30 protein-coding genes are annotated in these 26355 nt (G+C 62.7%); 14 read left to right on the top strand and 16 right to left on the bottom strand.

Translation table 11 applies throughout. The features are described 5' to 3' along the window. Positions 1-23: 23 nt before the first annotated feature. Genes metG through DS839_RS29185 form a run of 4 tightly spaced genes read left to right on the top strand, consistent with a single transcriptional unit; the run spans position 24 to position 5689 of the window. A complete protein-coding gene (gene metG, locus DS839_RS29200) occupies positions 24-1610 on the top strand; it encodes a methionine--tRNA ligase (protein ID WP_119274034.1) in 1587 nt (528 codons plus the stop codon). Then, positions 1607-2401 (top strand): TatD family hydrolase, encoded by a 795-nt coding sequence (locus DS839_RS29195; RefSeq protein WP_119274033.1) that lies wholly within the window; start codon positions 1607-1609, stop codon positions 2399-2401. The genes metG and DS839_RS29195 overlap by 4 nt, the downstream gene beginning before the upstream one ends. Before the next feature lie 2 nt (positions 2402-2403). Continuing rightward, on the top strand, positions 2404-3198 hold the full coding sequence (locus tag DS839_RS29190) for an MBL fold metallo-hydrolase (RefSeq protein ID WP_119274032.1): 795 nt from the start codon (positions 2404-2406) through the stop codon (positions 3196-3198). Positions 3199-3214: 16 nt separating this feature from the next. Beyond that, positions 3215-5689, top strand: coding sequence for a hypothetical protein (locus DS839_RS29185; RefSeq protein WP_119274031.1), 2475 nt, complete (start codon positions 3215-3217; stop codon positions 5687-5689). A gap of 57 nt (positions 5690-5746) precedes the next feature. Here the strand turns inward: DS839_RS29185 and DS839_RS29180 are convergent, their stop codons facing one another. The 10 genes from DS839_RS29180 to DS839_RS29135 all read right to left on the bottom strand — a co-directional run bounded on the left by DS839_RS29180 (position 5747) and on the right by DS839_RS29135 (position 13019). After that, complete coding sequence (locus tag DS839_RS29180; RefSeq protein WP_119274058.1) at positions 5747-6433, bottom strand: glycine-rich domain-containing protein; 687 nt, start codon at positions 6431-6433, stop codon at positions 5747-5749. Positions 6434-6631: 198 nt separating this feature from the next. Next, positions 6632-7531: a glycosyltransferase gene (locus tag DS839_RS29175; RefSeq protein WP_368911985.1), complete on the bottom strand. Its 900-nt coding sequence runs from the start codon at positions 7529-7531 to the stop codon at positions 6632-6634. Further along, positions 7531-8265 carry a hypothetical protein gene (locus DS839_RS29170; RefSeq protein WP_119274029.1) on the bottom strand — a complete coding sequence of 245 codons (735 nt, stop codon included), beginning with the start codon at positions 8263-8265 and terminating at the stop codon, positions 7531-7533. Before DS839_RS29170 ends, DS839_RS29175 begins: the two co-directional genes overlap by 1 nt. A gap of 11 nt (positions 8266-8276) precedes the next feature. After that, positions 8277-9038, bottom strand: coding sequence for a hypothetical protein (locus DS839_RS29165; protein WP_119274028.1), 762 nt, complete (start codon positions 9036-9038; stop codon positions 8277-8279). Further along, positions 9035-9661, bottom strand: a complete 627-nt coding sequence (locus DS839_RS29160; RefSeq protein ID WP_119274027.1) for a 2OG-Fe(II) oxygenase — start codon at positions 9659-9661, stop codon at positions 9035-9037. Before DS839_RS29160 ends, DS839_RS29165 begins: the two co-directional genes overlap by 4 nt. 171 nt (positions 9662-9832) lie before the next feature. Beyond that, positions 9833-10393 carry a hypothetical protein gene (locus DS839_RS37215; protein ID WP_438816553.1) on the bottom strand — a complete coding sequence of 187 codons (561 nt, stop codon included), beginning with the start codon at positions 10391-10393 and terminating at the stop codon, positions 9833-9835. Between the two features lie 37 nt (positions 10394-10430). After that, on the bottom strand, positions 10431-10823 hold the full coding sequence (locus DS839_RS29150) for a RidA family protein (RefSeq protein ID WP_119274057.1): 393 nt from the start codon (positions 10821-10823) through the stop codon (positions 10431-10433). An 11-nt stretch (positions 10824-10834) separates the two neighbouring features. Further along, on the bottom strand, positions 10835-11311 hold the full coding sequence (locus DS839_RS29145; RefSeq protein WP_119274026.1) for a nucleoside deaminase: 477 nt from the start codon (positions 11309-11311) through the stop codon (positions 10835-10837). Positions 11312-11336: 25 nt separating this feature from the next. Next, the gene (locus DS839_RS29140) at positions 11337-12191 is read right to left on the bottom strand and encodes an MOSC domain-containing protein (protein ID WP_119274025.1); all 855 of its coding nucleotides are present in this window, start codon (positions 12189-12191) and stop codon (positions 11337-11339) included. A 168-nt stretch (positions 12192-12359) separates the two neighbouring features. Then, on the bottom strand, positions 12360-13019 hold the full coding sequence (locus DS839_RS29135) for a LysE family translocator (protein WP_119274024.1): 660 nt from the start codon (positions 13017-13019) through the stop codon (positions 12360-12362). 184 nt (positions 13020-13203) lie between these two features. Here DS839_RS29135 and DS839_RS29130 point away from each other — a divergent pair, with 184 nt between their 5' ends. Then, a complete protein-coding gene (locus DS839_RS29130) occupies positions 13204-13731 on the top strand; it encodes a P-loop nucleotide/nucleoside kinase family protein (protein WP_119274023.1) in 528 nt (175 codons plus the stop codon). A gap of 21 nt (positions 13732-13752) precedes the next feature. Continuing rightward, positions 13753-14553, top strand: coding sequence for a nucleoside triphosphate pyrophosphohydrolase (gene mazG / locus DS839_RS29125; protein ID WP_119274022.1), 801 nt, complete (start codon positions 13753-13755; stop codon positions 14551-14553). 3 nt (positions 14554-14556) lie between these two features. Here mazG and hflX read toward each other — a convergent pair whose 3' ends face one another. Then, positions 14557-15942: a GTPase HflX gene (gene hflX, locus DS839_RS29120; RefSeq protein ID WP_119274021.1), complete on the bottom strand. Its 1386-nt coding sequence runs from the start codon at positions 15940-15942 to the stop codon at positions 14557-14559. Beyond that, positions 15939-16184 (bottom strand): RNA chaperone Hfq, encoded by a 246-nt coding sequence (gene hfq / locus DS839_RS29115; RefSeq protein ID WP_119274020.1) that lies wholly within the window; start codon positions 16182-16184, stop codon positions 15939-15941. The genes hflX and hfq overlap by 4 nt, the downstream gene beginning before the upstream one ends. Positions 16185-16442: 258 nt before the next feature. On the opposite strand from hfq, the gene DS839_RS29110 reads away from it, so the two are divergent. Together DS839_RS29110 and DS839_RS29105 are read left to right on the top strand one after the other, a co-directional pair. Then, the gene (locus DS839_RS29110; RefSeq protein ID WP_119274056.1) at positions 16443-17117 is read left to right on the top strand and encodes a dihydrofolate reductase family protein; all 675 of its coding nucleotides are present in this window, start codon (positions 16443-16445) and stop codon (positions 17115-17117) included. A 58-nt stretch (positions 17118-17175) separates the two neighbouring features. Then, on the top strand, positions 17176-17736 hold the full coding sequence (locus DS839_RS29105; protein ID WP_119274019.1) for a dihydrofolate reductase family protein: 561 nt from the start codon (positions 17176-17178) through the stop codon (positions 17734-17736). 8 nt (positions 17737-17744) lie between these two features. On the opposite strand, the gene DS839_RS29100 is transcribed toward DS839_RS29105, so the two are convergent. Together DS839_RS29100 and DS839_RS29095 are read right to left on the bottom strand one after the other, a co-directional pair. Further along, the gene (locus DS839_RS29100; protein WP_119274018.1) at positions 17745-19112 is read right to left on the bottom strand and encodes a PleD family two-component system response regulator; all 1368 of its coding nucleotides are present in this window, start codon (positions 19110-19112) and stop codon (positions 17745-17747) included. Then, entirely contained in the window at positions 19109-19504 is a 396-nt protein-coding gene (locus DS839_RS29095) for a response regulator (RefSeq protein WP_119274017.1), read from the bottom strand. Before DS839_RS29095 ends, DS839_RS29100 begins: the two co-directional genes overlap by 4 nt. A gap of 228 nt (positions 19505-19732) precedes the next feature. Here DS839_RS29095 and DS839_RS29090 point away from each other — a divergent pair, with 228 nt between their 5' ends. Beyond that, on the top strand, positions 19733-20014 hold the full coding sequence (locus tag DS839_RS29090) for a DUF3572 domain-containing protein (protein ID WP_368911980.1): 282 nt from the start codon (positions 19733-19735) through the stop codon (positions 20012-20014). A 3-nt stretch (positions 20015-20017) separates the two neighbouring features. Here the strand turns inward: DS839_RS29090 and DS839_RS29085 are convergent, their stop codons facing one another. Further along, positions 20018-20668: a glutathione S-transferase family protein gene (locus DS839_RS29085; protein WP_119274015.1), complete on the bottom strand. Its 651-nt coding sequence runs from the start codon at positions 20666-20668 to the stop codon at positions 20018-20020. 205 nt (positions 20669-20873) lie between these two features. Between DS839_RS29085 and DS839_RS29080 the strand changes: the two genes are divergently transcribed. Together DS839_RS29080 and DS839_RS29075 are read left to right on the top strand one after the other, a co-directional pair. After that, positions 20874-22166, top strand: a complete 1293-nt coding sequence (locus DS839_RS29080) for a DNA polymerase IV (protein WP_119274014.1) — start codon at positions 20874-20876, stop codon at positions 22164-22166. A gap of 76 nt (positions 22167-22242) precedes the next feature. After that, a complete protein-coding gene (locus DS839_RS29075) occupies positions 22243-23220 on the top strand; it encodes a sigma-70 family RNA polymerase sigma factor (protein WP_119274013.1) in 978 nt (325 codons plus the stop codon). Here DS839_RS29075 and DS839_RS29070 read toward each other — a convergent pair whose 3' ends face one another. Beyond that, positions 23221-24069, bottom strand: coding sequence for an EipB family protein (locus tag DS839_RS29070; RefSeq protein WP_119274012.1), 849 nt, complete (start codon positions 24067-24069; stop codon positions 23221-23223). Between the two features lie 49 nt (positions 24070-24118). Here DS839_RS29070 and DS839_RS29065 point away from each other — a divergent pair, with 49 nt between their 5' ends. The 3 genes from DS839_RS29065 to DS839_RS29055 are packed head-to-tail and all read left to right on the top strand — an operon-like array spanning position 24119 to position 26348. Further along, positions 24119-25090 carry a 2-hydroxyacid dehydrogenase gene (locus tag DS839_RS29065; RefSeq protein WP_119274011.1) on the top strand — a complete coding sequence of 324 codons (972 nt, stop codon included), beginning with the start codon at positions 24119-24121 and terminating at the stop codon, positions 25088-25090. A gap of 30 nt (positions 25091-25120) precedes the next feature. Continuing rightward, the gene (locus DS839_RS29060; protein ID WP_119274010.1) at positions 25121-25585 is read left to right on the top strand and encodes a RidA family protein; all 465 of its coding nucleotides are present in this window, start codon (positions 25121-25123) and stop codon (positions 25583-25585) included. A gap of 4 nt (positions 25586-25589) precedes the next feature. Further along, positions 25590-26348, top strand: coding sequence for a glycerophosphodiester phosphodiesterase family protein (locus tag DS839_RS29055; RefSeq protein WP_368911979.1), 759 nt, complete (start codon positions 25590-25592; stop codon positions 26346-26348). Positions 26349-26355: the final 7 nt, after the last annotated feature.

Genomic DNA, 26355 nt, shown 5'->3' with positions numbered 1-26355 from the left:
AACGGCGGCGCGGCATTCGCGCCATGTCTCCTAAGGTTAGCCAAGGTCTTGTAGTGAAAGAGAAATTTTACATCACCACCGCCATTTCCTATCCCAATGGCGCGCCCCATATCGGCCACGCCTATGAGGTGCTGGCAACGGACGCGCTTGCCCGCTTCAAGCGGCTCGATGGCTATGACGTGATGTTCCTGACCGGCACCGACGAGCATGGTCAGAAGATCGAGCAGACAGCGCGTAGACAGGGGCGCAGTGCATCCGATTTCGTCGACGAGATGGCAAAACTGTTCAAGGACATGGTGGCGCTGCTCGGCTGCTCCAATGACGATTTCATCCGCACCACGGAAGCGCGCCACAAGCACACGGTCAGCGCATTGTGGAAGCGCCTGGAAGCCGCCGGCGACATCTATCTGTCGAACTATTCCGGCTGGTATTCGGTGCGCGACGAAGCCTTTTACGGCGCCGACGAGATCGAGGACCGCGACGGCCAGAAATTCTCCACCAAGACCGGAACGCCGGTCGAATGGGTGGAGGAGGCGAGCTATTTCTTCAGGCTCTCGGCCTACCAGGAGAAACTCCTCAAGCTCTATGCCGACCAGCCCGATTTCATCGGCCCGGCCGAGCGGCGCAACGAGGTCGTGAGCTTCGTCAAAGGCGGCCTGCAGGATCTTTCGATCTCGCGCACCACCTTCGACTGGGGCATCCCGGTTCCCGGCATCGAGGGTCACATCATGTATGTGTGGCTCGATGCGCTGACCAACTATCTCTCCGCCACCGGCTGGCCGGACAAGAGCCCGCGCAACCATTACTGGCCGGCCGATGTCCATATCATCGGCAAGGACATCGTGCGCTTCCATGCCGTCTACTGGCCGGCCTTCCTGATGTCGGCGGAGCTGGCGCTGCCGAAGCGCGTCTTCGGCCATGGCTTCCTGTTCAACCGCGGCGAGAAGATGTCGAAGTCGGTCGGCAACGTGATCTCGCCGGGCGAGCTCGTCTCGCGCTACGGCGTCGACCAGGTGCGCTATTTCTTCCTGCGCGAAGTGCCCTTCGGCCAGGACGGCAATTACAGCCACGAGGCGATCATCGCGCGCATCAATGCCGATCTCTCCAACGATCTCGGCAACCTGGCGCAGCGCTCTTTGTCGATGATCGGCAAGAATTGCGCCGGCAAGGTGCCGGCTCTGGGCAAGCTTGCGGCCGAGGACGAGGTGATCCTCGCAGCGACGGATGCGCTCCTCGCCGAATGCCGCACGCATCACGACGTCCAGGCCATCAACCGGGCGCTCGATGCGATCTGGAAAGTGGTGGCCGATGCCAACCGCTATTTCGCGAGCCAGGAGCCCTGGGCGCTCAAGAAGACGGACCCTGAGCGCATGGGGACGGTGCTCTATGTGACCGCCGAGATCCTGCGCCAGGTCGGCATATTGGTGCAGCCCTATATGCCGGCATCGGCCGCGAAGCTGCTCGATCTTCTCGCCGTTCCGGAGGACAAACGCGATTTCGCCGCGTTGGGCAAGGTAAGCCGGCTCGCTTCGGGCACGCCGCTGCCGGCGCCGGCCGCGGTCTTCCCGCGCTATGTCGAGGAAGCGGAAGCCACGTCTCAGCCGGCATGAACGTCATCGACAGCCATTGTCATCTCGATTATCCGGGCCTTGCCGAAGATTTGGGCTCTGTGCTGGCGCGCGCCGAAGGGGCAGGGGTCAGGCTCCTGCTCTCGATCGGCACCAGGGTCCGCAAATTCGACCAGGTCCTCGCCCTCGCCGAGCGCCACGACAATGTCTTCTGCACCGTCGGCACCCATCCGCATAATGCCGCCGAGGAGCCCGATGTCACGGCCGCGGAACTGGTCGATCTCGCCCGTCATCCCAAGGTGGTCGGCATCGGCGAAGCAGGCCTCGACTATCACTACGACCACAGCCCGCGCGATCAGCAGGCCGCAAGCTTCCGCGTCCATATCGCCGCCGCGCGCGAGACCGGCCTGCCGCTCGTGATCCACAGCCGCGAAGCGGAAGCCGATACCGCCGCCATATTGGAAGACGAAATGGGGAAGGGGACGTTCAAGCCTCTGCTCCATTGCTTTTCGTCGAAGCCCGAACTGGCGATGCGCGGCCTCAAGCTCGGCGCCTATGTCTCCTTCTCAGGCATACTCACCTACAAGAATGCCGAGGACATCCGCGCGACGGCCAGGCTCGTGCCTATGGACCGTCTCCTGGTTGAAACAGATGCGCCCTATCTTGCCCCCGTTCCCTACCGCGGCAAGACGAACGAGCCGTCTTTCGTCGTGAAGACGCTGGAGAAGCTCGCGGAAGTGAAGGACGTGACGCCGGCCGAAATGGCAGAGGTAACGAGCCGCAATTTCTTCGCCCTGTTCGACAAGGTGCCGAAGCCCGATTGGGCCGCGTAAGGATGGCCGGTACGCTCACCATATTGGGCTCGGGCTCATCGGGCGGCGTGCCGCGCATCGGCAATGCCTGGGGCCTGTGCGATCCCAATGAGCCGAAGAACCGGCGGCGGCGCTGCTCGGTGCTGCTCAGCCTGAAAGGCGAGACGGGCGAGACGCGCGTCCTCATCGATACGTCTCCCGATCTGCGCGACCAGATGCTGGCGACCGGCACGGATATAATCGATGCCGTGCTCTATACCCATGAGCATGCCGACCACACCCACGGCATAGACGAGCTCCGCGCCTTCTATCTGAGGCAGCGGCATCTGATCCCGGTATGGGCCGATGAGAAGACGGCGAGCCTGCTCGTCAGCCGCTTCGGCTATTGCTTCGTCACAGCACCCGGGAGCGACTATCCGCCGATCCTCGCCCTCAACCGGATCATCCCCGGCGAAATGGTCAGGATCGCGGGGAAGGGGGGCGAGATCGCCGCTCTGCCCTTCATCGTCGCCCACGGCAACATCTCCGCTCTCGGCTTCCGCATCGGCGATGTGGCCTATACGCCCGACGTCAACGGCATCCCGGATGAGAGCCTCACCGCGCTCAGCGACCTCGATCTGTGGGTGGTCGACGCGCTGCGGCCGGTGCCGCATCCGAGTCATTTCAGCCTGCCCGAGACGCTCGCCTGGATCGAGCGGCTGAAGCCGAAGCGCGCCGTCCTCACCAACATGCATATCGACCTCGATTACGGGACGCTGAAAGCCGAGCTTCCCCCCTATATCGAGCCTGCATATGACGGTATGATTCTCCCTTTCTGAATAAGGGGAGTCGCCCATGTCCCGCCGGATCGTTTCTCTGATCGCCCTCATGGCTTTCAGCGCCACCCCGCTTTTGGCGCAGACCGCCTGTCCGGACGGCACGCCGCGCGATGCGCAGAGGATTTCGAGTGCGGTCGATCTCTATGCGCGCGAGCCGTTCTCGGCGCGCACCTATCGGGTACTGAAGGGCCTCGGCGATCCGATGATCGATCCCGATTACGGCGGCTATTCCTCCTGGCAGGATGCCGACGCCCTCAAGAAGCTCATTGCCGAGATTTCGCCTGACGCGAAGCAGCCCAATTACTACGGTTATGAATGCCGGCTCGGCTATCCGCGCGAGGTGCTCGAGAAGCGCGTCGCGGATCTCGGCAAGACCAGCCCCTATGTGAAGCAGTGGGTCACCGTGCAACTCGCGGTGTTGGCGGCGTGCGACGGCGAGAAGATCGCCGAGCTGCCGGGCCCGCTTGCCGACCAGCAATCGCCGGTCAAGGAACTGCAGGAAGCCGACCGGGCCTATCAGCAGGCCTCGCTCGTCTTCTATACGGACCGCGCAAAGTCGCTCGATCTCTACAAGGCGATCGGTGCCTCCAATTCGCCGCATAAGGGCGCGGCGCGCTACATGGTGGCCAACATTCTGGCCAATGGAAAGCAGCTCGCCGAAGCGCGCAACGAAGCCAATGCCATCCTCGCCGATCCGGCGCTGGCGAGCGTTCATGGCATCACTCAGGAACTCCTGGGCTATATCGCCAATCTCGAGGATACGGCACCGGGCTGGAGCGGCCTGATCAATGAGACCATCGGCGTGCTCGACAAGCAGGCCTCGGACATCAAGGCTTCGCCCGAGCTTTCCAAAGCCTATGGCAGGGCCCTCTATGACATCGACTTCCTCGGCATCCGCGGCAAGTCCGACGACTGGTGGCTCGACGGCAAGCTGCCGGAAAATCCGACCATCTCCAAAGCCATCGTCGATGCGACGCGCCAGCATCCGATGGCCGCCTGGATGATCGGCGGGCAGACCACGCAGGACTATTATGAGCGCGCCCCCTGGCAGCTCATCGGCCCAAAATGGGAGGCGCGCACCGCATCGCTGGTCGACCGGACGCTGGCGCTGACATCGGGCACGCCGCCTTTGGCCAAGGACGTGTTCGACGCGCTGAAAGCCAAGCCCGACGATGCGACACGGCAGGCTTTGTGGGACAAGGCGCAGGCGGCCGCGAAGGCCGCCAATGACAGCTGCGGCACGGCGCCCGAGACGGCGGCCGCCGGCACGCTCCTCACCCATGCGGTGAGGCTCTCGGCCCTTGCCGGCAAGTTCGACGAAGCCTATGCCGGGCTCGAAGCCTATCCGGTCAAGAACTCCGTCGCCTATGTGCAGAATTCGCTCCTGCCGCTCGGCCAATATCTCCTGGGGCAGGGCATGGTCGAGGAGGCGCGGAAATTCCGCGACCGCCTGCTCACCGACGATCTGTGGGCCTCGCTCGCCCAGGATCCGGGCGGCGGCGCCAACAACCTGGCGCAGATCGCCATGTGGTCGGCGGAAGATCGCGCGCAATGGGACAAGGCGCTCAAGCATTATTCGCTGAAGACGGGTCTGCCGATCCTGAACTTCCTGCCGGCGAAAGATCTCCGCGCCATGGCGAAGAACGAGAGCTTGTTCACGCCGGAAGAGCGCGCGCTCTTCGTGCGCACCGCCTGGACGAGAGTCTTTGCGCGCGGCGGCGTGCCTGAGAAATCCTTCACCGAAGAGCTCCACGCGCTCAATCCGCAGGTCAAGGCAGTGGCGGACAAGGTCGCGGCGGATTATCCCAAGGCCAAGGACGCCAACCGGCGGCTGTTGACCATGTTGCGCACGCCGCGCATGGGCATACTGGTGAACGCGCCCGGCATCTGGGAGCCGATCACCATGACCGGCGGCGGCGACGTCACGACGCTCGATTCCTTCGATCACAATGACAAGAACTGGTGGTGCCCGTTCGAGCCGGACCGCCAGCTCGGCGGCCTGCGCGAGGATTTCGACTCGCTCACCGGCATGCAGCGCGCCCAATGGTCGGCCAAGCAGCTCGAGCCCGTCATGGAAGCCGATGCCGCGGCGACGCTCGGCAAGAAGCGCGAGAGCGTGCTCAAGGCGCATCCGCTGGTCAAAAGCGTCAGTTGGAAAGAAATCAAGGGACTGAGCTCCATGCCGAGCGCGCCCAAGCTGCTCACGAATGCCGCAACCAAATGGGGCAAGGGGGCGGCCAAGGACGATATGGCGGCGGCCGAGGCGCTGGCCCAGGCTATCCGGACGACGCGCTATGGCTGCAACTGGCATGGCGGTCATGGGGCATACTCGAAAGCCGCTTATGAGGTTCTGCATGAGAAGTTCGGCACGACGCCCTGGGCGACGCAGACGCCTTACTGGTTCGATTGCGTGAACTTCTACAACCAGACGAGCACGACCGGCGGCAAATGTCCGAGCCCGTCCTGGCCAAAGCAGGAAATCCCGCGCTGAGTTGATCCACCCTCAAACGCGCGCCGGCTCGATGTCGGCTGCGGCCTATTCGGCAACCTAATCTCCGCCGCCACCGCCGCAGCCGCCGCCATCGCCCCCGCCATCACCCCCGTCGCTACTGTCGCCGAAGCCCGCGGTGCTGCCGTCGACCGATGTGCTTGAAAAGTCGCCGCCGCAGTAGACAACCGCACCAGTGCCCGCCGTAACAGCGCCCGCGCGCAACGCCTCGCATTGCGGGTGATAGCGAAAGCCATTCGGGATGTTCAGCTTGGCATCGAGCGCGAACAGCAGCGGCAGCCGTGTCGGCTGGCGAGGATCGATGTTCTCATACTTGCAGCAGTACCACCACACGCGGCGCAGGCCTTCATTGCCCTGGCGGTTCACGCTCAGCACGACCGCCGGCGTGTGGTGCAGGAACGAGCCGAATGCGCCGCGGCAGAACCGTTTGTACTCACGCGTGTAGAGGATGAACTCGTGCCAGAGATCGTCGGCAACGCGCGACGGCATCGAGACGAAGCGCTTGCCGCTCATCAGATAGGCGATGAAGAACTGGCGCAGCCCGCGCGAAACAAGTGCTGTGTCCTTGCGCGCGAGATCCGGATGGTGCTCGGCAAGCTTCTGCAGCAAGCCCGCCGGCCATTTATAGGTGCGGATGAACTCGGCGCGGCGCAGCCGCAGCCACGAGTTCAAGAGCCAGGCCACCAGCACAAGCGCTATGAAGCCGACGATAAGATATGACGACATCGACATGGGCGCCCCCCAGACCCGTGCCGCCAGCTATGGGCGGTAACCTTTCGCTGCGTCAGACCATATCAGCGATCTGCGAAGCGAAGCAAGCGCGGACGACCACAATCTCGTGCCTTTGGCGTTGGGGAGATGACGACCACAAGCTCGAGGTCGTTGATCCCAACCAACGGCTGCCCGTGAGCCCGCGCCTTTGAACTAGCGCCAGTCGCCGAGGGTTCTGAAATACGCTTCGGCGGTCCGCAAGCAGATGGCTGAGATTCGTGCGCGTTCCGCCTCCCAGTCACTGGCGAAGGCGTCAACGAGGACCTCTGCAGCTCTCGGCGTGCCGATTATGCGGCGCAGGCATTCTTCCCGGCGGGGACCGTCAAAGTGGATCAACGCTACCCGCGCAACATTGTAGGCCCGACTGGCCGAGTTGAGAGGATAGGGCGGCATGGGCCGAAATCTGTGTTCGAGCCTGGCCGTTGGGACAGCAAGAATATCGACCCCCGCGCGCCAAGCTCTCAGGCTGAACTCGACATCTTCCTGGCCAAGCTCCCGAAATACGCCGAACCCGCCCAAATGGTCGAAGCTGGAACGCGCCATCGCCAGGCAACCTCCTGGCGCGATTGGAACAATGCCGAGGTCCTTGCTTTCCGGTTCAACCGGAATCCAACGGATCCTGAGTTGCGCGTCGATCAACCGTGCGCCACAGCCATAGAGCGTGCTGCCGAAGTCGCAGATAGCCGGCACCACAATGGTGCCGGGCCGGGCCGTCAGAATGGCGTCGAGTTCCGCCAGGCATTGACCGTCGAGCCGGCAATGCGCGTCCAGAAAGACCAGCTTGTCGCCCGTCGCGAGACTGCCGCCAATATTGCGTGCCGCGGCTATACCGCTACGCTCGATGCCATGAACCTTGACTCCGCGGGCGCGCCAGTCGTCTTGCCGCAGCAGTGTGCAGCTGTCGTCGGTTCCGCCGTCATCGACGATGATCGTCTCAAGCGGCAGCAGAGAGCCGGAATAGACGGAGCATATCGTTTCAAAGAGAGCCCGGCCCTCGTCCAGGCTCGATATGACGAGAGACAGATCAGGAGATCGCGACTGAGCCGTTCGCATCACCTGCAAGGATATCCCAAATGCAGAGCCAGTTTCGACTGCAGGCTGGTAGCCTCGGGACTTCGGCTCCAGTAGGCCCGACATGGCCAAGCGGTTTCGCCATCTGCAGCGTTCCAGCGATATTCTCTGCGATGAAAGAACCAGGCATGCGCGGCGAGAAGACCGAATTCGCTCATATTGTCGAGGCGCCGGGACAATGCCCAGTCATCTAACGTGACTCGGTGACGCGACCGGCAATGATCTCGCAGACGGGCATAGAGATCTCGCCCATAGATGAAAGGCGGCGGTACGAGCACATCGAAGGGCAACCGCTCGCCATAAAAATCCGAGATGCATCTGCGCCAACCATCGTCCTGCGGCCGACGCGAATGCTCCAGCACGCGTATGACCGGGAGGCCCTCATCAATCATGGTGGTGGGCAGCGGACAGGGCGTCTGGAAAATGCAATCGGAGTCGAGGTGCACGATGAACCGGGCATCGGTGAACAAATCGGCATTCAGCTTGCCAATCTGCTGGCCGATATAGTCGTCGGCATATTCATCGCAGCGAAATATGGCGGTGCGCGCCGAAGCGGGAATCTCGCCACCGCGCAAACGTTGATAACTCGACTCCGGCATCACGATGACGATGCGCCGATATCCTTCGACGAATTTCAGGATCGAGAGAAGCGACAGGCTCAGCCAGCGAAAGTCGCGAAAGTAGGTGCGCACAAAAATGTCGATCGCCGGCGCCATCTTCGCTGACGTCAGCGGCGTATTGCCCCTGGCTCCCCAATGCTCGGGCCAGCCGTCCCGGGCGGCACGCCGCCGGGTGGTGCGGCAGCGATCAAATCGATGAGGCCCGGCAATATCGCTGCGTTGCGGATCGAATCCCACAAATAAGGTGCGATCCCCACGGCCAGGGCAAAATGATAGGAGCTCAACCGGTCGAGTTCCCGGTCGTTCAGATTCAAGGCCAGCAAATCCCCGATCCTGGCCTTTGCAAGACCGAGAGCCTCAAGGATCTTCTGGGGCGGAGCGGAATGCTCGAGATATTCCGCATATTCGGTTGCCGACTGCAGATCGGCGCGGGCAAATCCCGACTGTTCCAGAACCCGCTCGAGCGCGCGTTCACTCTGGCGGATGAGATATCCGGCCGAGGATGCCTTACGGTCCCGCAAGGCCTCCAGAAGCTGCTTGGTGACCGCGCCAGCCAGACCGACGTTGGTCACGTGCTTGCGGTCCATCAAAACGGGCGTCAGATGCGCGCGGCCTTCGCTGGCGACCATGGCGACCGCGACCGCGTCGATCGCTTGCGAACCAATTCCCTTGGGCGGCCATGGCCTCTCGGACGTCGCCAGCGAAAAAATGAGATTGCCTTGTGCGAGAAGAGGTTCCAGGACCTCGAAATAGAGATGTGGATAGCCGTTGCGGCGGCAGAAGGCGGCCAACGCGCTCTTCGTCTCGGCCGGAACCCTGGCAGTGACCCAAATGCGGATCGACTCGTTTATCGGCGCGTGATGGCTCATGCGTGGCCTCCGAGCGGATTGGACGTGGAGCTGGACATCCAGCCAGCGACGGCATAGCGGGTCCCGTCGAGGACGAGAGCGACCTCGTGCATCAGCGAAGACCGAAACAGCACCAGCATTCCGGGTTGCGGGACGATGACCACCCGGCGATCGCGCAGTTTCGGGTCCGTCTCGTAGATGACGAGCGCGCCGCCTTCAAAAGCCGGCAGTTGGGCGGAGGGGTCGCGCCCATTGAGATAGATCAGAAGCGACCAGCGATGCGCCGCCAACCGGGCCGGATCATTCTTGTGATTCGCAACGTCGCGATGGGCGCGGAAGAAGCTTCCTTTCCCATAGGACATGAAATATGGGCCATAGATATAGTCGGCGTCCGAGCCGAATTTGTCCCGGTTGTCGTCGAAATATGCCGCCATCCTGGCCCCGATGGGACGTTTGAACGAGTCCGGAAATTGATGATCGAAGCAAAAGCGCAGCGATTCATCCAGGATCGACTCGCCGGCCCGGACGATCTGAGCAGGCTCGCGCGGCGAGGTCTCCATGGCCTGTATGAGATCGCGGCATTCCTGATGAGACAGGAAGCTGTCCGCTAAAGCTATATTCGGTGTCTTGAACTGAAGAGACATCTTCAGAGCCTCCTAGACACGAGCCGCTCGTGCATCATATCAACCCAACTGCACTTGTTCCACGGGAACCGATCAAGCGACTTGGGTCGATGTCGTCGATCCGATCCAAACGGTTGAATTATTGGGGCCTTATTCGAATTTCTGCCAAATAGAAATATTCCATAATATACATTATGCGAATGAAGATGGTGGGCCGGGCGAGCCTTGCCCTTGCGGTCCAATCCGCCTCTCGGCACCATTCTGCCAATGGCCGAAACGACCTTCTCCGTCCTGGTCTTCGATATGGCGCGCATGGCCGAGTCTAATGGCGAGCGCCGCATCGACGGCTTTCCCACACTTGTCGCCGCTTGCGCTTATGCCGAGGCACGGATGCGTGCCTCGGTCGAGGAATTGCGCGCCGAGAATCAGACCGCGGCCGATCTCATCGCCCTCTGGCATATCTATGGCGAAGACTGCGTCGTGCTGGGCGGCGGCTTCAGCGGCCGGGACAATCTCGAGCGCTACATCGCGACCCCGGCCTCTGCCGCAGAATGCGACTGGCCGGCATTGCTGCTCCGGCCGGAAGTAATCGGTGTCTTCTGCAAAAGGCGCGAAGACTGTGGCGCCCGCCTCCTGGCGCCAGATCGTCGTCTGCGGGCTGCCTATGCCGAGATGCGTCTCATACCAGAGGGCCAACGCTGCGGGGTTGCGGGCGCGGAAAAACAGGCCGCCTATTCCAGTTACCTTCGCCATGCCTTTACTCCCTTGCGGGCTCGGCGCTCATCGCCGATCAAGCGACAGCCACGGCCTCTATTTCCAGGTCGAACTCCATGGGCCAGGACGCCACCGGCACGAAAGTCCGCGCCGGCGGGTTGTCGGGAAAATGCCGCGCATAGACGCGGTTGATCGCATTGTAAAAGCCGGCATTGGCCGCATAGATCCGCACCATCAGGATCTTGTCGGGTGAGGTGCCGGCGGCGGCGAGGCAATGCTTGAGAGCCTTGAGCGATGCCTCGGTCTGGACCTCGATATCGCCTTTCACCAAAGCGCCGGTGGCGATGTCGAGGGGTGGCGTGCCGGAGACGAAGACGAGCCCTGCCCCTCTGGTGACGAGCGACAGCGGCAGGCCGAGCTTGCGCACCGCAGCCGACAGGACCGGAACTTCGACGATATCCTTCACGATGCTTCTCTCCTTCACTTTCCATGCGCGCGCAAATGAAGCGCATGCATCTCTTCGGCGAATTCGGGCACGGGGCCTTCCACCGTGACGCCAGGCGCGATCTCGGAGGCCGGAAACGAACGCACCGGTCCCGGCGCCACGCCGATCTCGGCCAGCCAGGCGCCGAGTTGCTTTGAGGAGACAGCATAGACGATGCGGCCAAGCCTGACCCAGCCATGAGCTGCGGCGCACATCGGGCAGTGCTCGCCCGATGTATAGACCGTGGATCCTGCCCGTTCATCGGCTGTCATATGGTTCGCGGCCCAGCGCGCCAGCTCGAACTCCGGATGGCGCGTCTCATCGCCGCCGGCGACGCGATTGCGGTCTTCGGCGCGGATATTGCCCTTGGCATCGACAAGGACCGAGCCGAAGGGCTCATCGCCTGCCGCCAACGCCTCGCGCGCAAGCTCGACGCAGCGGTGCAAATATTTGTGCTCTGTCTTCTGGATCATGACGGGATCTCCTCACAGATCGCCGTCATACCAGATAAACCGGATCTCCGACATGAATGGTGGACGACCCCGAAACCAGACCATAGATGCCGACATTCTGATCGGCCTCCTTGACGACGGTGCGCAGCACCGTCTTGTCGAAGGCAAATTCCGGCTGGGCGCGCGTAACGGCGCCACAACGCGGTGTGGTACCGGCACAGTCGATCGTCGCATCGCCGAGCTTGAGATGCTTGCCGATCCAATCCTGTTCCACGAGGCCTAACGCGTCCGAGCTTGGTTCGATCAGGAGATTGGGTCGAAAGCGGCGGCGGTCCCAATCGGCGCCTGGATTCAGGCGCTTCAAATGCCTGAGCGTCGCTGTCGTGACCACATGCAAGGGCGTCACCAGGAAAAACATGCCCGGGGTCGAGACATATTCGGCGAAAGCCGGCGGCGCCTGGCTGAAATCCGGCAAGGGCTCGCCCTCCTCGCGTTCGAAGGTCGCCTTCAACTCCTCGAACCAGGTATGGTCGTCGAGCTTGTGCCGGCGGTAGAAATCAAGATCGGAGCCGGGCCTGAGCGCCTCAAGCGTCGAGGCCCGGCCGATCAGCCTGGAAAGCCGGTCGTGGATGCTGGCATCGGTGCTTTCGACAACCGCTCCATCCGGAAGAGTCACTTCGACATGCCGACCTGCCCCGTTGCTGCGATCGCGGGCCTGGCACAGCAGCAGCTGCGGGCGAAACTTGCAGCTCTGGATTTCCTTGCGCGTCACATCGCGCAGCGCCCAGGTACGGTCGCCTCCGACGCCCCGTTCTCCCAACTCGCCCGAAGCGAGACTTTCTCCGGCCATGCCCTTGACCGGATAGCGCCAGATTTCCTTGATATGCCCGACATTGAGCATTGCCGCCCCCCTTCGAATTCATATGCGCAAGGCCGATCGTGCCCGATGCCTGCGCGATCGGCTCACGGTTGCAGCACCCGACAACAACTGCAAGCCGGCAAAAGTAAGGTTTTGTAACCAGACTGATCCGCATCGATCAATTGCAGCAGGGCTTCCCCGTGTTCGAAATCATGCGCGCGATGTCGGCGATGCGCTTGCGCCACCGGACATGAAGAGACGCAAGCCGAGGCCGATCATCACACATCCGGTGAAGCGCTGCTGCCATGCGAGGAGGCGCGGCCAGCGCGTCAACCACCGGCCGACCGTGCCCGATGCCAGCGCGACACCGCTCAAAGCGATCACGCCCGACAACATCTGCAGGCTGCCGAACAGCAAGAGCTGGAGCCACACCGGTCCGACCGCGGGATCGACGAATTGCGGCAGGAAGGCGAACATGAAGAGCAGCGACTTCGGATTGGTGAGGCTGTTGATCGCGCCCTCGCGCACCGCCGACCAGGACGAGGCCTCCGCGACGGCGACGGCAAGCGCGCCGCCGTTGAAGCTGGCGCGGATCAGCTTGACGCCCAGCCAGAGGAGATAGGCAGCGCCCGCCCAGCGCAACACGGTCAGAGCCTCGGGATAGGCCTTGAGGAGAGAGGCGACGCCCAGGATCAGGAGACAGATCTTGATGAAGCCGGCGACGAAGATCATGCCGACAACCGTCAGCAAGGCTGTCTTCCGTCCCTGCCCTATGCCGCGCCCGAGGATGAGCATCATATCGGGACCAGGTGTCACTTCCAGGAAGAACAAGGCGATCAGGAAGGTCAGCAATGTTTCGGCGCCGGGCATGGTCGACTCCCAAGGGGATGGCAGGATTCTGCCGGTCCAATGCCATAGCCATAAGCGGCCGGACTGGCCACCCCTGGCGCCATTCCGTCCTGACGTCGCTGCCAAGCCATTTTCTCATCGCTCTTGCGCGGGCGAGCGCAATCCAGCGGTAGCAAGCCGGTCGCCATGCCGGTAATCTCATCCGATGCATCTCATCTTCCTCTATGGACAGCCGGCATCGGGCAAGCTCACCATCGCGAAAGCCCTTGCCGCGCGCACCGGCCTCGCGCTCTTCCACAATCATCTGGTGGTCGACGCCGTCGGCGCGGTATTTCCCTTCGGCTGCGAAAGTTTCGCACGCTTGCGTGAACGCTTCTGGCTCGACGTCTTCGCCGAAGCGGCGAAGACCGGCCGCTCGCTCATCTTCACCTTCGCGCCCGAGCCCACGGTGGCGCGTGATTTCCCCGAGCGCGCCCGGGCCCTTGTCGAGACCGGCCGAGGAAAGGTGACGTTCGTCGCTCTCACCGTCCCGCCTGCAGAACAGGAGCGCCGTCTCGGCGCACCGGATCGCGCCGCATTCGGCAAGATGCAATCACCCGAGCTCTTGCGCCGGCTCGCGAATGACTTCGCCGCCTGTCTGGCGGCCATGCCGACGCCGGCGCTCACCATCGACACCGCGGCCATGACGCCAGACCAGGCGGCCGAGACAATCGCCGCTCTCCTTCCCGCATAACCCCTCACGAGTGCCAAACGCATGACCAATCCCGCCGATCTCGATCCCCGCCAAGTCGCGACCCTCAGAGCCATCATGGCGGCGCTGCGCATGCCCGGCACCGGCTGCCCCTGGGATCTCGAGCAGAATTTCGCGACCATCGCGCCCTATACGATCGAGGAAGCCTATGAAGTGGCCGATGCCATCGCACGCAACGACAGAAGCGATCTGTGCGAGGAACTGGGCGATCTCTTGCTGCAGGTCGTCTATCACGCCCAGCTCGCCGCCGAGGAGAAGAGTTTTGCCTTCGACGACGTGGTGGAATCCATCTGCCGCAAGATGATCCGGCGCCATCCGCATGTCTTCGGCGACGAGAAAGCGCGCTCGGCCAAGCTCGCCAAAGGCTTCTGGGAAGAGATGAAGGCGCGCGAGAAGAAGGACAACGCGAATGGCTCAGGGCTCCTCGATGGCGTGCCGGTGGCGCTGCCGGCGATGACGCGCGCGGTCAAGTTGCAGGCCAAGGCCGCCAAGGTCGGCTTCGACTGGCCGTCGATCGATTTCGTCTATGACAAGATGAACGAGGAGATCGCCGAGCTTCAGGACGAGACCGTGCCCGAAAAGCAGGCCGCCGAATATGGCGACCTGCTCTTCGCCATGGCCAATCTCGGCCGCCATCTCGGCATCGATCCGGAAAGCGCCGTGCGCACCGCAAATGAGAAATTCCTGCGCCGCTTCCGCCATATCGAGGACGCGCTCGCCAAGCGCGGCTCATCGCCGGAAAAGTCGACGCTCGCCGAGATGGATGCGCTGTGGGACGAAGCCAAGGCGCTTGAACGGCGCTGAACGTTATTCCGCCGCTTGATCGAGCAGGCTCGTATTGCGCAAGCGGTATTTGAAGCGGCTTTGGGCGATCTGCGCCTTGTCGGGGCCGAGGCGCACGGTCAGAACGACGCGGCCGTCCTCGAGCTGCTCGCGGCCCAGCACCTCGCCCTTGTCATAGAGCCAGGCCTGGCCCTGCCCGTCGGCCGGATCGAGGACCGCTTCATAGACATCGAGGTCCTTGCCCAATTTGGCTTCGATCAACTGGCGCAACTCATCGAGGCCCTGGCCGGTCAGGGCCGAGACCAGGACACAGCCTTCCTGCCTCGCGGCCTGCATCCGGCGCATCGCGGCGAGATCGTCAGGCAATTGATCGGCCTTGTTCCAGACGTCGATGATGTGGTCGCGGCGGTTCTCACCGATGCCGAGCTCGCTCAGGATGGCGGAGACGTCGGCCGCCTGGGCATCCGTTTCCGGATGGCTGATGTCGCGCACATGCAGGATCACATCGGCCTCGATCACCTCTTCGAGCGTGGCGCGGAAGGCGGCGATGAGCGGCGTCGGAAGATCGGAAATGAAGCCGACCGTGTCCGAGAGAACGACCTTGCGGCCATGCGGCAGCGAGATCGCGCGCATGGCGGGATCGAGGGTGGCGAAAAGCAGGTCCTTGGCGAGCACGCCCGCCTTGGTCAGCGCGTTGAACAGGGTCGACTTGCCGGCATTGGTATAGCCGACGAGGGCGACGACCGGATAGGGAACGCGCGCCCTGCCCTCGCGATGCAGCCCCCGCGTCTTCACGACGGAAGCGAGCTGCTTTTCGAGCCGCGATATGCGCTCCTGGATGAGCCGCCGGTCGGCTTCGAGCTGGGTCTCGCCGGGACCGCCAAGGAAGCCGAAGCCGCCGCGTTGGCGTTCCAAGTGGGTCCAGGATCTGACCAGCCGGCTCTTCTGGTAGCGCAAATGCGCGAGCTCGACCTGCAAGAGGCCTTCACGCGTGCGGGCGCGCCGCCCAAAAATCTCCAGGATGAGGCCGGTCCGGTCGAGGACCTTGGCATCCCAGGCCTTTTCGAGATTGCGCTGCTGGATCGGGCTCAGCGTCCCATTGACGAGGACGAGATCCGTCTCGCTCTCCCTGACCAGCCCCGCGATCTCATCGACCTTGCCGCTGCCGATCAAGGTAGCGGGGCGGGGTTCGCTCAGCATGACGACAAGCTCGCCGGCGATATCGAGATCGATGGCCAGCGCCAGACCGACGGCTTCCTCGAGGCGCGAGGCCGCCGTCCGATCCGTCAGCGCCGACGCCACCCTCGCCTTGCGTTCCACATGAACGACAACGGCGCGCGTGGCCTCAGGCCCTTCAATCTGAAATCGAACTTCGTGACCGGAAGAATGCTTGCGTCTGCTGGGCGTCACCCGTCCTTGCCTTCCTCGTCGAACAGGCTGATCGGCCCGCCCGGCATGATCGTCGAAATGGCATGCTTATAGACGAGCTGGGACAGGCCGTCTCTTCGCAAAAGCACGCAGAAATTATCGAACCAGGTAATAATACCCTGCAATTTCACCCCATTAACGAGAAACACCGTCACCGGGATCTTCTGCTTGCGGACGTGATTAAGAAAAGTATCCTGCAGATTTTGTGGTTTTTCCTGTGCCATATGGATCGCTTATTCCCTTCTTTTTAGGTCACAGCCAAGGGAATCCAAGCCTAGCACGGTTGCATTAGGTGCAAAACGCCAAAATCGGCAGGGCGCTATGTGTTCACGTCAAGATTGAAAGATGTGCGCTGCGCGCTCGATACGCTCATCCGACAGCGGAGCAGGCAAAAATATCGTCTCCCTTGTCGATTTCGCCTCGGTCCGTTCGTCGTGGCTATGAGAACGCCCCTGATGGGCTTGAAATCAAAGGAGAATACCATGCGCAAGATCGTAGCCAGCGCTTTTGTCAGTCTCGACGGCGTGATGCAGGCCCCTGGCGGACCGGATGAGGATCCCACCGGCGGCTTCAAATATGGCGGCTGGACGGCGCCTTACTGGGACGACGCCTTGAGCGCCGTCATGGACGAACTCCTTTCCGCGCCCTTCGACCTCCTGCTCGGCCGCAAGACCTATGACATCTTTGCCGCCTATTGGCCGCATGTGAAGACCGAAGGCGCCGACGAGCTCACGGGCAAGATCACCAGGCTGTTCAACGGCGCCACCAAATATGTCGCCACGCATTCGCCCGACACGCTCGGCTGGCACAACAGCCAGTCGCTCGGTCGCGATGTGGTCGCGACCTTGCGCGATCTCAAGCAGAAGGACGGCCCTGCCCTCCTCGTCCAGGGCTCGAGCAATTTCGTGCAGACGCTGCTGGCGCATCAGCTGATCGACGAAGTCACGCTCCTCACCTTTCCGGTCGCTCTCGGCAAGGGCAAGCGCTTCTTCGGTGACGGCACGAAGCCCGGCGCTTTAAAGCTGACGAAGTCGACGGTCTCGGGCTCGGGCGTCCTGGTCGCGCGCTATGAACCCGACGGCGACGTCAAGACCGGATCCTTCGCTGCGGACGACCCTTCCGCAGCCGAGATCGAGCGCCGCAACGATCTCACCTGACGAAGTGCCGGCCGGCTATCCGGCCGGTCCGGCAACACCCCTGTGAAAGGATATCGAGATGTCCAGAAGGATCATCGCGACGGATTACATGTCTCTCGACGGCGTCATCCAGGACCCGGTCGGGATGGAAGGATCGGGCCTCGGCGACTGGACCGGGCCGTTCAGCCGCGGCCCGGACGGCGACAAGTTCAAGCATGACGAACTCGCGGAGGCCGATGCGCTGCTCTTCGGCCGCCTGACCTATGACGGCTTCGCCGCCGTCTGGCCCACGGTCGAAGGTGAATTTGCCGAGCGCATGAACAGCCTGCCGAAATATGTCGCATCGCGCAGCCTCAAAAGCGCTGCGTGGAACAACACGACGATCATCGGCCGGGATCTTGTCGGTGAAACGAAGGCGTTGAAGGCGGAACCGGGCCGCGACATGCTGATCTATGGCAGCGCCTCGATCGTGCATGTACTGATGCCGCACCGTCTCGTCGATGAATATCGCCTGATGATCTATCCGATCGTGCTCGGGCGCGGCAAACGCCTGTTTCCGTCGGGCACGCAATCGGTGATGACGCTCGCCGAATGTCGCACCTTCAATGACGGGATCGTGCTGCTGCGATATGTCGTCTAGAGAACGGTTCAGGCCGCAGTCGAGTTGACGCGATTGCGGCCTTGGCGCTTGGCGCTGTAGAGCGCCTCGTCGGCGCGCTTCATGATGGCTTCCATCGTGTCGGACGATCCTTCGACGGCGGCGACGCCGATCGAGACGGTGACCGTCAGCGGGCCGGTCCGGGCGCCGACATTGAAGGGCTTGCCCGATATGTTGCGGCGCATGCGGTCGGCGATCTTGGCGGCCACCTCCGCGTTGGTGCCGGGCAGCACGATGACGAATTCCTCGCCGCCGATGCGGCAGATCATGTCGATATTGCGGATCGACTGCTTGAGGCGGGAGGCGAGCTCCTGCAGCACGCGGTCGCCCACCGCATGGCCGTTCTCGTCATTCACCGTCTTGAAGTGATCGACGTCGAGGGCGAGCAGCGACAGACTCTTGCCGCGATTGATGGCGTGCTCGACCAGCGCCGTGGTCTGGGTTTCCATATAGCGGCGGTTGTAGAGTCCGGTCAGCGGGTCGGTGACGGCGAGCTCCATCGTCGCCTGGACATGCGAGCGCAACTGGTCGGTATATCGGCAGCGCTTGATCTGGGTATTGGCGCGCGCCAGGAGCTCCTGCCTGTCGATGGGCCGGATCAGATAGTCGTTCACGCCCATGTCGAGCGCGCGCAGAAGCCGCTGGTGATCGTCGGGCGCCACGACGATGAGGATCGGCGTCTGGCGGGTGCGCTCGAGCGATTTGAGTTGCGAGCACAGGCGCAGGCCGTCGACATTGTCCATGTCGAGATTGATGATGATGAGCTCGTAGCGGGTTTCCGCCGCATGCATGACGGCGGTCAACGGGTCGTCGACCACCGTCACCTCATGATGGGGAACGAGGGCCGCTTTGGTGCGCTCGCTGGCGGTGGCGCGATTGTCGATGATGAGCACTTTGCCCGGGCGCGATGCCTCGCCGTTTTCCAGGCGGTTGACCAGGCGCACCGCCTCGCCGTTGGGCGAGCGGGCGCGGAGCTCATCGGTGAGCATCTTGAGCCTGACCAGGCTCTTCACCCGGCAGAACAGCGCCATGTCATTGACCGGCTTGGTCAGGAAATCGTCGGCGCCGGCCTCGAGGCCTTTCACACGGTCTTCCGGCTGATCGAGGGCGGTGACCATGACCACCGGAATATGATGGGTCTGCGAGTCGCCCTTGATCTGGCGGCAGACCTCGATGCCGTCGATGCCCGGCATCATCACATCGAGGAGCACGATATCGGGCTTCATGCGCCGGATCGCATCGAGGGCATCAGTGCCGTTCATGGCCGTCACGACGTCGAAATATTCCGCCGAAAGCTTCGCCTCGAGGAGGCGAACATTCGCGAGAATGTCGTCGACGACCAGAACCCTGGCGGTCATTGTGGTCTCTTGAGGAAGCTGTCTACCGTTTTGAGAAAGCTCATAACGGAAATGGGTTTGGAGATATAGGCCTCGCACCCCCCTTCCCGGATTTTTTCCTCATCGCCCTTCATGGCGAAGGCGGTCACGGCGATGACCGGTATCTTGCGCAGCTCGTCGTCTTCCTTGAGCCATTTGGTGACTTCGATGCCGGAAACTTCCGGCAATTGGATGTCCATGATGATCAGGTCGGGCATGTGCTGGCGCGCGATCTCGAGCGCCGACAGGCCGTCGCGCGTCTGCAGCACGCGATAGCCATGCGCCTCCAACAGATCGTTGAAGAGCTTCATATTGAGCTCGTTGTCCTCAACGATCAGAACGGTTTTGGCCTGCGCCGGATTCTTTGCGAGCATGTGCTCGTTTCCCACATGTTTTCCCGGTATCTGTAGCACGGCTGCCACCCCATCGGTGTATCTGTGCGGTTGCCGGAGTTAACCGCAAGCCACCGATTTCCCTGTTCGTTTTGAGAATTGGTGCAACTTTTCTTATGGCGGAATTGTCGCCGAACTCTGTAACTAACAGTTTAACCAATGTGACAGCCGCTAACGTGGTAAATCCTGGCTTAAGACGGAATATGGATTTTGCAGAAACCGCTTAAACTCTCAATTGAAGAAGCCGAGATTATCTCTCTGAAAGCGCTCGCTTTTCTGGCTATTGACGGCGACAGGCTGGGGCGCTTCCTGGCGCTTTCGGGCGTAAGCCCGGCCGATATCCGCGAAGCCGTCCAGAACCCGCGGTTCCTGGCGGGCGTCCTCAATCACTTGTTGCAGGACGAATCGCTTCTTTTGACCTTCACGGCCGATCAGGATCTCGACCCCCGCCTGCCGGCGCTGGCGGCCGAGATCCTCAACCGGTCATCCTAATGATCAGGCCGCCTCGGCGGTCTGGACGGCAAGTGCCCCATGGGCATCGAGCGCCGCCTTGAGACGCGGCCTCTTCCTCACATGCTCAGCCACCTTGGCAATATGCGGATAACGCTCGAGCACTGCCCGCTCCGAGGGGTAGGCCCAGAGCGTCAGCATGAACAGATAGATATCGGCGGCAGAGTAATTGTCGCCCAGGAGGAATGGTCCGTCCTCGGCGAGGCGGTTCTCGAGGATGTCGAAGACGCCGAGGCTATGCTGTCCGCCCTTCCGGCGGATCGCCGCATTCTGCTCCTCGGTCTCGGCAAGCGGCCCGCCGTCGAAGGCGAGATTGATAGAGGGATAGAGATTGACCGCCATGAAGACGAGCAACGAGAGATATTGGGCATGGTCGTCGCTGCCGATCGGCGGCGCCAGGCCCTTGTCGGGATGCGAGTCGGTGAGGAAGGCGACGATCGCCGCCGATTCGGCGATGGCGCGGCCATCCGACAGCCCGAGCGCCGGTATCAACCCCAAGGGACTGATCTCGCGGAATTCCGGCGCGCGCACCTGCTCGGCCGTCAACCACACATTTTGATAAGGAACTTCAAGCTCTTCGAGAACGAGATGGGCGCTGATCGAGCCCCACCGTTTGACGTTGTACAACTTGTACATCGGCTCCTCCTTATCCAGGCGGGAGCAGGACCTCGCGAAAACCGGCCCCCCTCATTTTCGCTCGTCCCACGTCCAGTGAAGCCTATTTATGCCGGCTGCGCAACGTCTCGATGACGTGTTCGCGCATGATCTTCTCGGAAAACCGGTGCATGGCCGGGTCAAGCCCGGCCATGAACTTTTCCGGATCATGCGTTAAAATGGACTCATGGACAGGGAAAGGGTGGGAGCGGGCTTCTGCCGGGATTGCTTCAATCCCGTGAGCGCGGACGATCGCCGCTGCTCCTCCTGCCGCTCGCCGCGGCTGCTGCGCCATCCCGAGCTGCATCACCTCACCACCGCCCATCTCGATTGTGACGCCTTCTATGCGGCGATCGAGAAGCGCGACGATCCGAGCCTGCGCGACAGACCGGTGATCGTCGGCGTCCAGCACAGGGGTGTGGTCTCGACCGCCTGCTATATCGCGCGCATCAGGGGCGTGAGATCGGCGATGCCGATGTTCCAGGCCCTCAAGCTCTGTCCCGACGCCACCGTCATTCCGCCCAACATGGCGAAATATGCCGCGGTCGGACAGCAAGTGCGCGAGCTCATGCTGGCGCTCACGCCCTTGGTCCAGCCGCTGTCGATCGACGAGGCCTTTCTCGATCTTGCCGGCACCGAGCGCCTGCATGGGCGCAGTGCGGCCTATTCGCTGGCGCTGCTCGGACAGGAGATCGAGCGCGAGATCGGCATCACCGTGTCGGTCGGCCTGTCGCACAACAAATTCCTCGCCAAGATGGCCTCCGATCTCGACAAGCCGCGCGGCTTCTCGGTGATCGGCAGGGCCGAGACGCTGGGCTTCCTGGCGGCGAAGCCGGTCAGCGCCATCTGGGGCGTCGGTAAGGCGATGCAGGCGGAGCTGGCCAAGGACGGCATCACCATGATCGCCCAGCTGCAGACGCGCGAGAAGGTCGATCTGATGAAACGCTACGGCACGCTGGGCGCCAGGCTCTATCACCTGTCGCGCGGCGAGGATGCCCGCCATGTGTCGCCCGACGACGACACCAAAAGCATCAGCGCCGAAACCACCTTCGATGAGGATATCAGCGACTACAAGGCGCTCGAGCGCATCCTCTGGCAAATGAGCGAGAAAGTATCGCGCCGCGCCAAGGCTGACCGGCTCGCGGGGTCCACCGTCACGCTCAAGCTCAAGACCGCGGACTTCAAGCTCAGGACCCGTGCCGCCTCCTTCCAGGATGCGACGGTGCTCGCCGACCGCATTTTCTCGGCAGCACAACCCTTGCTCAAGCGCGAAGCCACCGGCACCGCCTTCCGCCTTCTCGGCGTCGGCATTTCGCATCTGCGCGAGATCGATCCCTCCAGTCACGAAGCCACGCTCGACGAGCGCGCCGCGACCCGCGCCAAGGCGGAGCACGCCATCGACCGCCTCAGGGAAAAATTCGGCAGGAGCGCCGTCGAGCGTGGGCTCGTCTTCAACGGCGAGGAAGAGGACGGGGCGTAACAAGATCCCGCGCCCCGACGTATCCTTTTGGCCGGTTCGTTCGTCTACCTATCTTTGACCGCAAAGGAGAGATGGGATGATCCGCGTCATGACGGGGGGCGGTTTGGAACAGAAAGACGGGTTTTCCGCACAGGCGGAAGTGCGCCAGCCATGGCGCATATTCATCGATGAATTGGCGCCGCATCGGCCCCGGCTTCTGCGCTTTTGCTGCGGCCTTGCCGGCAATCTCTGGGACGGCGAGGACTTGCTCCAGGATGCCCTGGTTCGAGTCTTCGCCCAGCTGGGAAAGAGCCACGCGGAAGTCACCGATCCGAAGGCCTATGTCTGCCGGACGGCGACGAACCTGTGGATCGACCAGCACCGCCGCATGAGATTGGAGCTCACTCATGCCGAGGATGAGCCGCAATCCACCGCCGAGACCGATCCGGCGCGCTTGCTCGATATACGCGCCGCATCCGGCCGATTGTTTCTTGGTCTCGCGCCCAAGGAGCGCGCCACCGTCGTCTTGTCGGACGTCATGGATTTTCAGCTCGGCGAGATTGCCAGCATGCTTAAGATGACCGTCGGCGCGGTGAAATCGGCCCTACATCGCGGCCGCAAGAGGTTGCAACTGGGGAAGGCATCGACACCCTTGGCTGCGACGGCTCCACGTGAAGTCGTCGACAAATTCGTTACCGCTTTGACGGCTCGCGATTTCGAGGCCATCAAGGCACTATGTCTCAAAGACGTCACTGTCGACATGGTCGGCGGCAGCAGTTTCGAGGGCTTCGACGACGCCAAGATGACCTTCGAATATGCTCACTTCGTCAAGCTGGAATGGGGCTTTGGCGAAAATCCGAACTGGCGGGTCGCGGAATATCTGGGTGAGCCCATCGTGATCGGCTTTCGCACGTTGAACGGGAGGGAGGGCCTCAATGATATCTGGCGTCTCGAGATGGGCGATGGCGGCCTAGGCCGGCTGCGCCTCTATTGTTTCAGTCCCGACGTCATCGCGATGCTCGCCGCGGAACTCGGCGTCCCCGCCTTGCCCCGCCCCTATCGCAGTCCGGGTTGATCACTTGCAGTCTTGCTGGTCCAGCAATTCGAGCGAGGTCAGCCTGCCCGAGAGCACATAGTCGCCGTAATCGATGGTGAGCGTGCCGGCGACGCCGTTCTCATAGATCGGGAAGCTCATCTGATAGCTCGGCAGCTCCTCGCTCGTCGTCTGCTTCGCGTCATATTCGTAGAAGGTGACCGACAAGGGCCACGACGGCAGCGTCTGCAGAGCCTTGTCGGCGGTCTTGTCGGCTCCCGGCTCCTTGCGCTTGCCGATGAAGGAGATCACCTTGTAGATCTTCGATCCTGACGCGCCGTCAAAGAGGATGCTGACATCGCGCGTCTCGCCGCGTTCGGCGGCTTCCATGATGTGCTTCTGATGCGCCATGGGAAACAGGACGCCGGACGGCAGATCGAACTGCTCCGACTTGGGCTCGTCGATGACGCCCTTGCCGCCCTTGCTGCGGTCAGTGTCCATATCGGCCTTGAGCTTGGTCTCGGTCTCCAGCCGGTTGTTGATGAACTGCTTGTCGTTGAGCTGCAGCGACTGGCCGTCGCCCGATTCCCATGAGGCGACCTGATTGTCGAAAAGCTGGGTCTCGCCTTCGGCGGGCCGCATCTCCATGACACGACGGAAGCTGGTGGACCACCCTTCGCAGGCCGATCCCGTGAGCTCCATCACCATGCGGCCATCGGCGCCGGATACGTTCGATCCTTCCGATGAACGCTCGAGCTTCAGATCATAGACGGCGCGATGCGCCCTGATCGTCACCGTAGCGAAAGCGTTGCTGCCTAATGCCGCAAGGGCAGCAAAGCCCAACAGAAGGCTTGCGCCGCGGGTGATCTGGTGTTTTCTAGTCCGTGTCATTCCGGTCCTCTTCACCCCGTTCTCATAAGCCAAACGGTAGTTCTCAACAATGGCCCCTGCCTTACCGCGCCTCCTCGTCACCCGTCGCCTGCCCAAGGAGGTCGAAACCCGCCTCGCCAAGGCCTACCGGGCTGAGCTCAATGCCGACGACCAGCCGATGAGCGAGGCCGAAATCCTGGACGCGGCGCGGGACAAGGACGCGCTCCTGATCACGCCCATGGACAGGTCCTTCGCCACCGGCATCATCGCCAAGCTGCCGGCTTCGGTGAAGATCGTCGCGACCTTCTCGGTGGGCTATGAGCATGTCGATATTGCGGCGGCGCGAGAGCGGAACATCGCGGTCACCAACACGCCGGACGTGCTCACCAACGCCACCGCCGACATCGCCCTGCTCCTCATCCTGGGGGCGGCGCGCGGCGCCTACTGGGGCGAGCGCATGGTGCGCGAGGACCGCTGGACCTCATGGTCGCCGACGGCGCCGCTCGGTTTCGACGTCTCCGGCAAGCGGCTCGGCATTTTAGGCATGGGCCGCATCGGGCAGGCGGTTGCCAAGCGGGCCCAGGCCTTCGAGATGGAGCTCCACTATCACAACCGCCGGCCAGTGGCGCCCGACCTCGCCTATGGCGCGCGCTACCACGCGGCGCTCGACCAGATGCTGCCTCATTGCGATTTCCTGTCGGTCAACTGCGCTTCTACGCCGGAGACGCGCGGCCTGGTGAACGAGAAGCTGATCGCCAAGCTCCCCGATGGCGCGATCATCGTCAATTCGGCGCGCGGCGACATCATCGACGACGATGCGCTGATCGCAGGGCTGACATCGGGCAAGCTCGCCGCGGCCGGGCTCGACGTGTTCCGCAACGAGCCCCGGATCGATCCGCGCTACCGCAGCCTCGACAATGTGTTCCTGCTGCCGCATCTCGGCAGCGCCACGCGCGACACGCGCATCGCCATGGGCATGCGCGCCGCCGACAATCTCGATGCGTTCTTCGCCGGCAGGAGACCGGCCGACCTTCTGACCTGATCACCCACATAGGAATAGGAGACTTCCACCATGAGCCAGATCGACAAGAAGCTTGCTGAATTGGGCATCACCCTGCCGACGCCGGCGAAACCCGTCGCCAATTATGTCGGCTGGGTCAGGACCGGCAATCTCGTCTATACCGCGGGCCAGGTCACGCTCAAGGACGGCAAGCTCGAATATCAGGGCAAGGTCGGCAAGGATTTTTCCACCGAGGAAGCCGCCAAGGCGGCGCGCCTGTGCGCCATCAATATCGTGTCGCAGCTCAAGGATGCCTGCGGCGGCAATCTCGACAAAGTGAAGCGCATCGTGAAGCTGGTCGGCTTCGTCAACGGCGTGCCGGAATTCACCGAGCATCCGAAGGTCGTCAACGGCGCCTCCGACCTGATGGTCGAGATCTTCGGCGACAAAGGCAAGCATGCGCGCTCGGCCGTGGGCTCGGGCTCGCTGCCGCTCAATGTCGCTGTCGAGGTCGAGGCGATCGCCGAGGTCGAGTAGACCCATGCCCCGCGCCCCCGCCTTGCGCGATCTCGCCTGGCTGACCGCCAGGCCGATCGCGCATCGCGGCTTCCATGATGCCCGGCGCGGCATCATGGAGAACAGCGCTGCCGCCTTCGCGGCCGCGATCGATGCCGATTATGCGATCGAATGCGACCTGCAGCTCTCGCGCGACGGCGAAGCGATGGTCTTCCATGACGAGACGCTCGACCGGCTCATGGAAGGCGAGGGCCTGATCGCCGCTCATTCGGCGGCCGAGCTCAAGGCCCTGCCCTTCAAGGTAGGCTCCGATCGCATCCAGACGCTGGGCGAGCTTCTGGGCCAGGTCCAGGGCCGGGCTCCCCTGGTGATCGAGCTCAAAAGCCCGTGGAACGGCAATGAGGCGTTGGTCCGGCGCACTCTCGAGGTGATCCGTGTCTATCATGGGCCCTTCGCCCTGATGTCCTTCGATCCCAAGGTCATCGAGGCGGTGCGCGCGCAGGCACCCGATGTCGCGCGCGGCATCGTGGCGGACCAGGCGACGCATGAGGATTACGACATCCTGCCCGCGGCGGAGCGGCAGCGGCTGCGCGACCTCGCTCACCTGGCGGAAACCGATCCCGATTTCATCTCCTATCACTGGCGCGACCTGCCCTTCCCGCCGGTCGCCCAGTTTCGCCGGACCGGCCGGCCGGTGATCACCTGGACCATCCGCAGCCGGCAAGATGCCGCCACAGCCATGCGCTATTCGGACCAGGTCACTTTCGAAAGCTATCGCGCCTGAGCCGGCT

Source organism: Taklimakanibacter deserti, assembly GCA_003574785.1.
The sequence above is the reverse complement of the archived record's forward strand: the minus strand, read 5'-3'. Positions and strand labels throughout refer to the sequence as shown.

What these genes read in the sequence shown, in the direction of transcription:
- DS839_RS29140 (WP_119274025.1), bottom strand. Translation starts at nt 12,191, where the DNA reads ATGCTCAATGTCGGGCATATCAAGGAAATCTGGCGCTATCCGGTCAAG.
- metG (WP_119274034.1), top strand. Translation starts at nt 24, where the DNA reads ATGTCTCCTAAGGTTAGCCAAGGTCTTGTAGTGAAAGAGAAATTTTAC.
- DS839_RS29130 (WP_119274023.1), top strand. Translation starts at nt 13,204, where the DNA reads ATGCATCTCATCTTCCTCTATGGACAGCCGGCATCGGGCAAGCTCACC.
- hfq (WP_119274020.1), bottom strand. Translation starts at nt 16,184, where the DNA reads ATGGCACAGGAAAAACCACAAAATCTGCAGGATACTTTTCTTAATCAC.
- DS839_RS29075 (WP_119274013.1), top strand. Translation starts at nt 22,243, where the DNA reads ATGATCCGCGTCATGACGGGGGGCGGTTTGGAACAGAAAGACGGGTTT.
- DS839_RS29195 (WP_119274033.1), top strand. Translation starts at nt 1,607, where the DNA reads ATGAACGTCATCGACAGCCATTGTCATCTCGATTATCCGGGCCTTGCC.
- DS839_RS29060 (WP_119274010.1), top strand. Translation starts at nt 25,121, where the DNA reads ATGAGCCAGATCGACAAGAAGCTTGCTGAATTGGGCATCACCCTGCCG.
- mazG (WP_119274022.1), top strand. Translation starts at nt 13,753, where the DNA reads ATGACCAATCCCGCCGATCTCGATCCCCGCCAAGTCGCGACCCTCAGA.
- DS839_RS29095 (WP_119274017.1), bottom strand. Translation starts at nt 19,504, where the DNA reads ATGCTCGCAAAGAATCCGGCGCAGGCCAAAACCGTTCTGATCGTTGAG.
- DS839_RS29070 (WP_119274012.1), bottom strand. Translation starts at nt 24,069, where the DNA reads ATGACACGGACTAGAAAACACCAGATCACCCGCGGCGCAAGCCTTCTG.
- DS839_RS29105 (WP_119274019.1), top strand. Translation starts at nt 17,176, where the DNA reads ATGTCCAGAAGGATCATCGCGACGGATTACATGTCTCTCGACGGCGTC.
- DS839_RS29145 (WP_119274026.1), bottom strand. Translation starts at nt 11,311, where the DNA reads ATGATCCAGAAGACAGAGCACAAATATTTGCACCGCTGCGTCGAGCTT.
- DS839_RS29175 (WP_368911985.1), bottom strand. Translation starts at nt 7,531, where the DNA reads ATGCGAACGGCTCAGTCGCGATCTCCTGATCTGTCTCTCGTCATATCG.
- DS839_RS29065 (WP_119274011.1), top strand. Translation starts at nt 24,119, where the DNA reads ATGGCCCCTGCCTTACCGCGCCTCCTCGTCACCCGTCGCCTGCCCAAG.
- DS839_RS29180 (WP_119274058.1), bottom strand. Translation starts at nt 6,433, where the DNA reads ATGTCGTCATATCTTATCGTCGGCTTCATAGCGCTTGTGCTGGTGGCC.
- DS839_RS29170 (WP_119274029.1), bottom strand. Translation starts at nt 8,265, where the DNA reads ATGGCGCCGGCGATCGACATTTTTGTGCGCACCTACTTTCGCGACTTT.
- DS839_RS29135 (WP_119274024.1), bottom strand. Translation starts at nt 13,019, where the DNA reads ATGCCCGGCGCCGAAACATTGCTGACCTTCCTGATCGCCTTGTTCTTC.
- DS839_RS29055 (WP_368911979.1), top strand. Translation starts at nt 25,590, where the DNA reads ATGCCCCGCGCCCCCGCCTTGCGCGATCTCGCCTGGCTGACCGCCAGG.
- DS839_RS29185 (WP_119274031.1), top strand. Translation starts at nt 3,215, where the DNA reads ATGTCCCGCCGGATCGTTTCTCTGATCGCCCTCATGGCTTTCAGCGCC.
- DS839_RS37215 (WP_438816553.1), bottom strand. Translation starts at nt 10,393, where the DNA reads ATGGCGAAGGTAACTGGAATAGGCGGCCTGTTTTTCCGCGCCCGCAAC.
- DS839_RS29100 (WP_119274018.1), bottom strand. Translation starts at nt 19,112, where the DNA reads ATGACCGCCAGGGTTCTGGTCGTCGACGACATTCTCGCGAATGTTCGC.
- DS839_RS29190 (WP_119274032.1), top strand. Translation starts at nt 2,404, where the DNA reads ATGGCCGGTACGCTCACCATATTGGGCTCGGGCTCATCGGGCGGCGTG.
- DS839_RS29160 (WP_119274027.1), bottom strand. Translation starts at nt 9,661, where the DNA reads ATGTCTCTTCAGTTCAAGACACCGAATATAGCTTTAGCGGACAGCTTC.
- DS839_RS29085 (WP_119274015.1), bottom strand. Translation starts at nt 20,668, where the DNA reads ATGTACAAGTTGTACAACGTCAAACGGTGGGGCTCGATCAGCGCCCAT.
- DS839_RS29080 (WP_119274014.1), top strand. Translation starts at nt 20,874, where the DNA reads ATGGACAGGGAAAGGGTGGGAGCGGGCTTCTGCCGGGATTGCTTCAAT.
- DS839_RS29110 (WP_119274056.1), top strand. Translation starts at nt 16,443, where the DNA reads ATGCGCAAGATCGTAGCCAGCGCTTTTGTCAGTCTCGACGGCGTGATG.
- DS839_RS29165 (WP_119274028.1), bottom strand. Translation starts at nt 9,038, where the DNA reads ATGAGCCATCACGCGCCGATAAACGAGTCGATCCGCATTTGGGTCACT.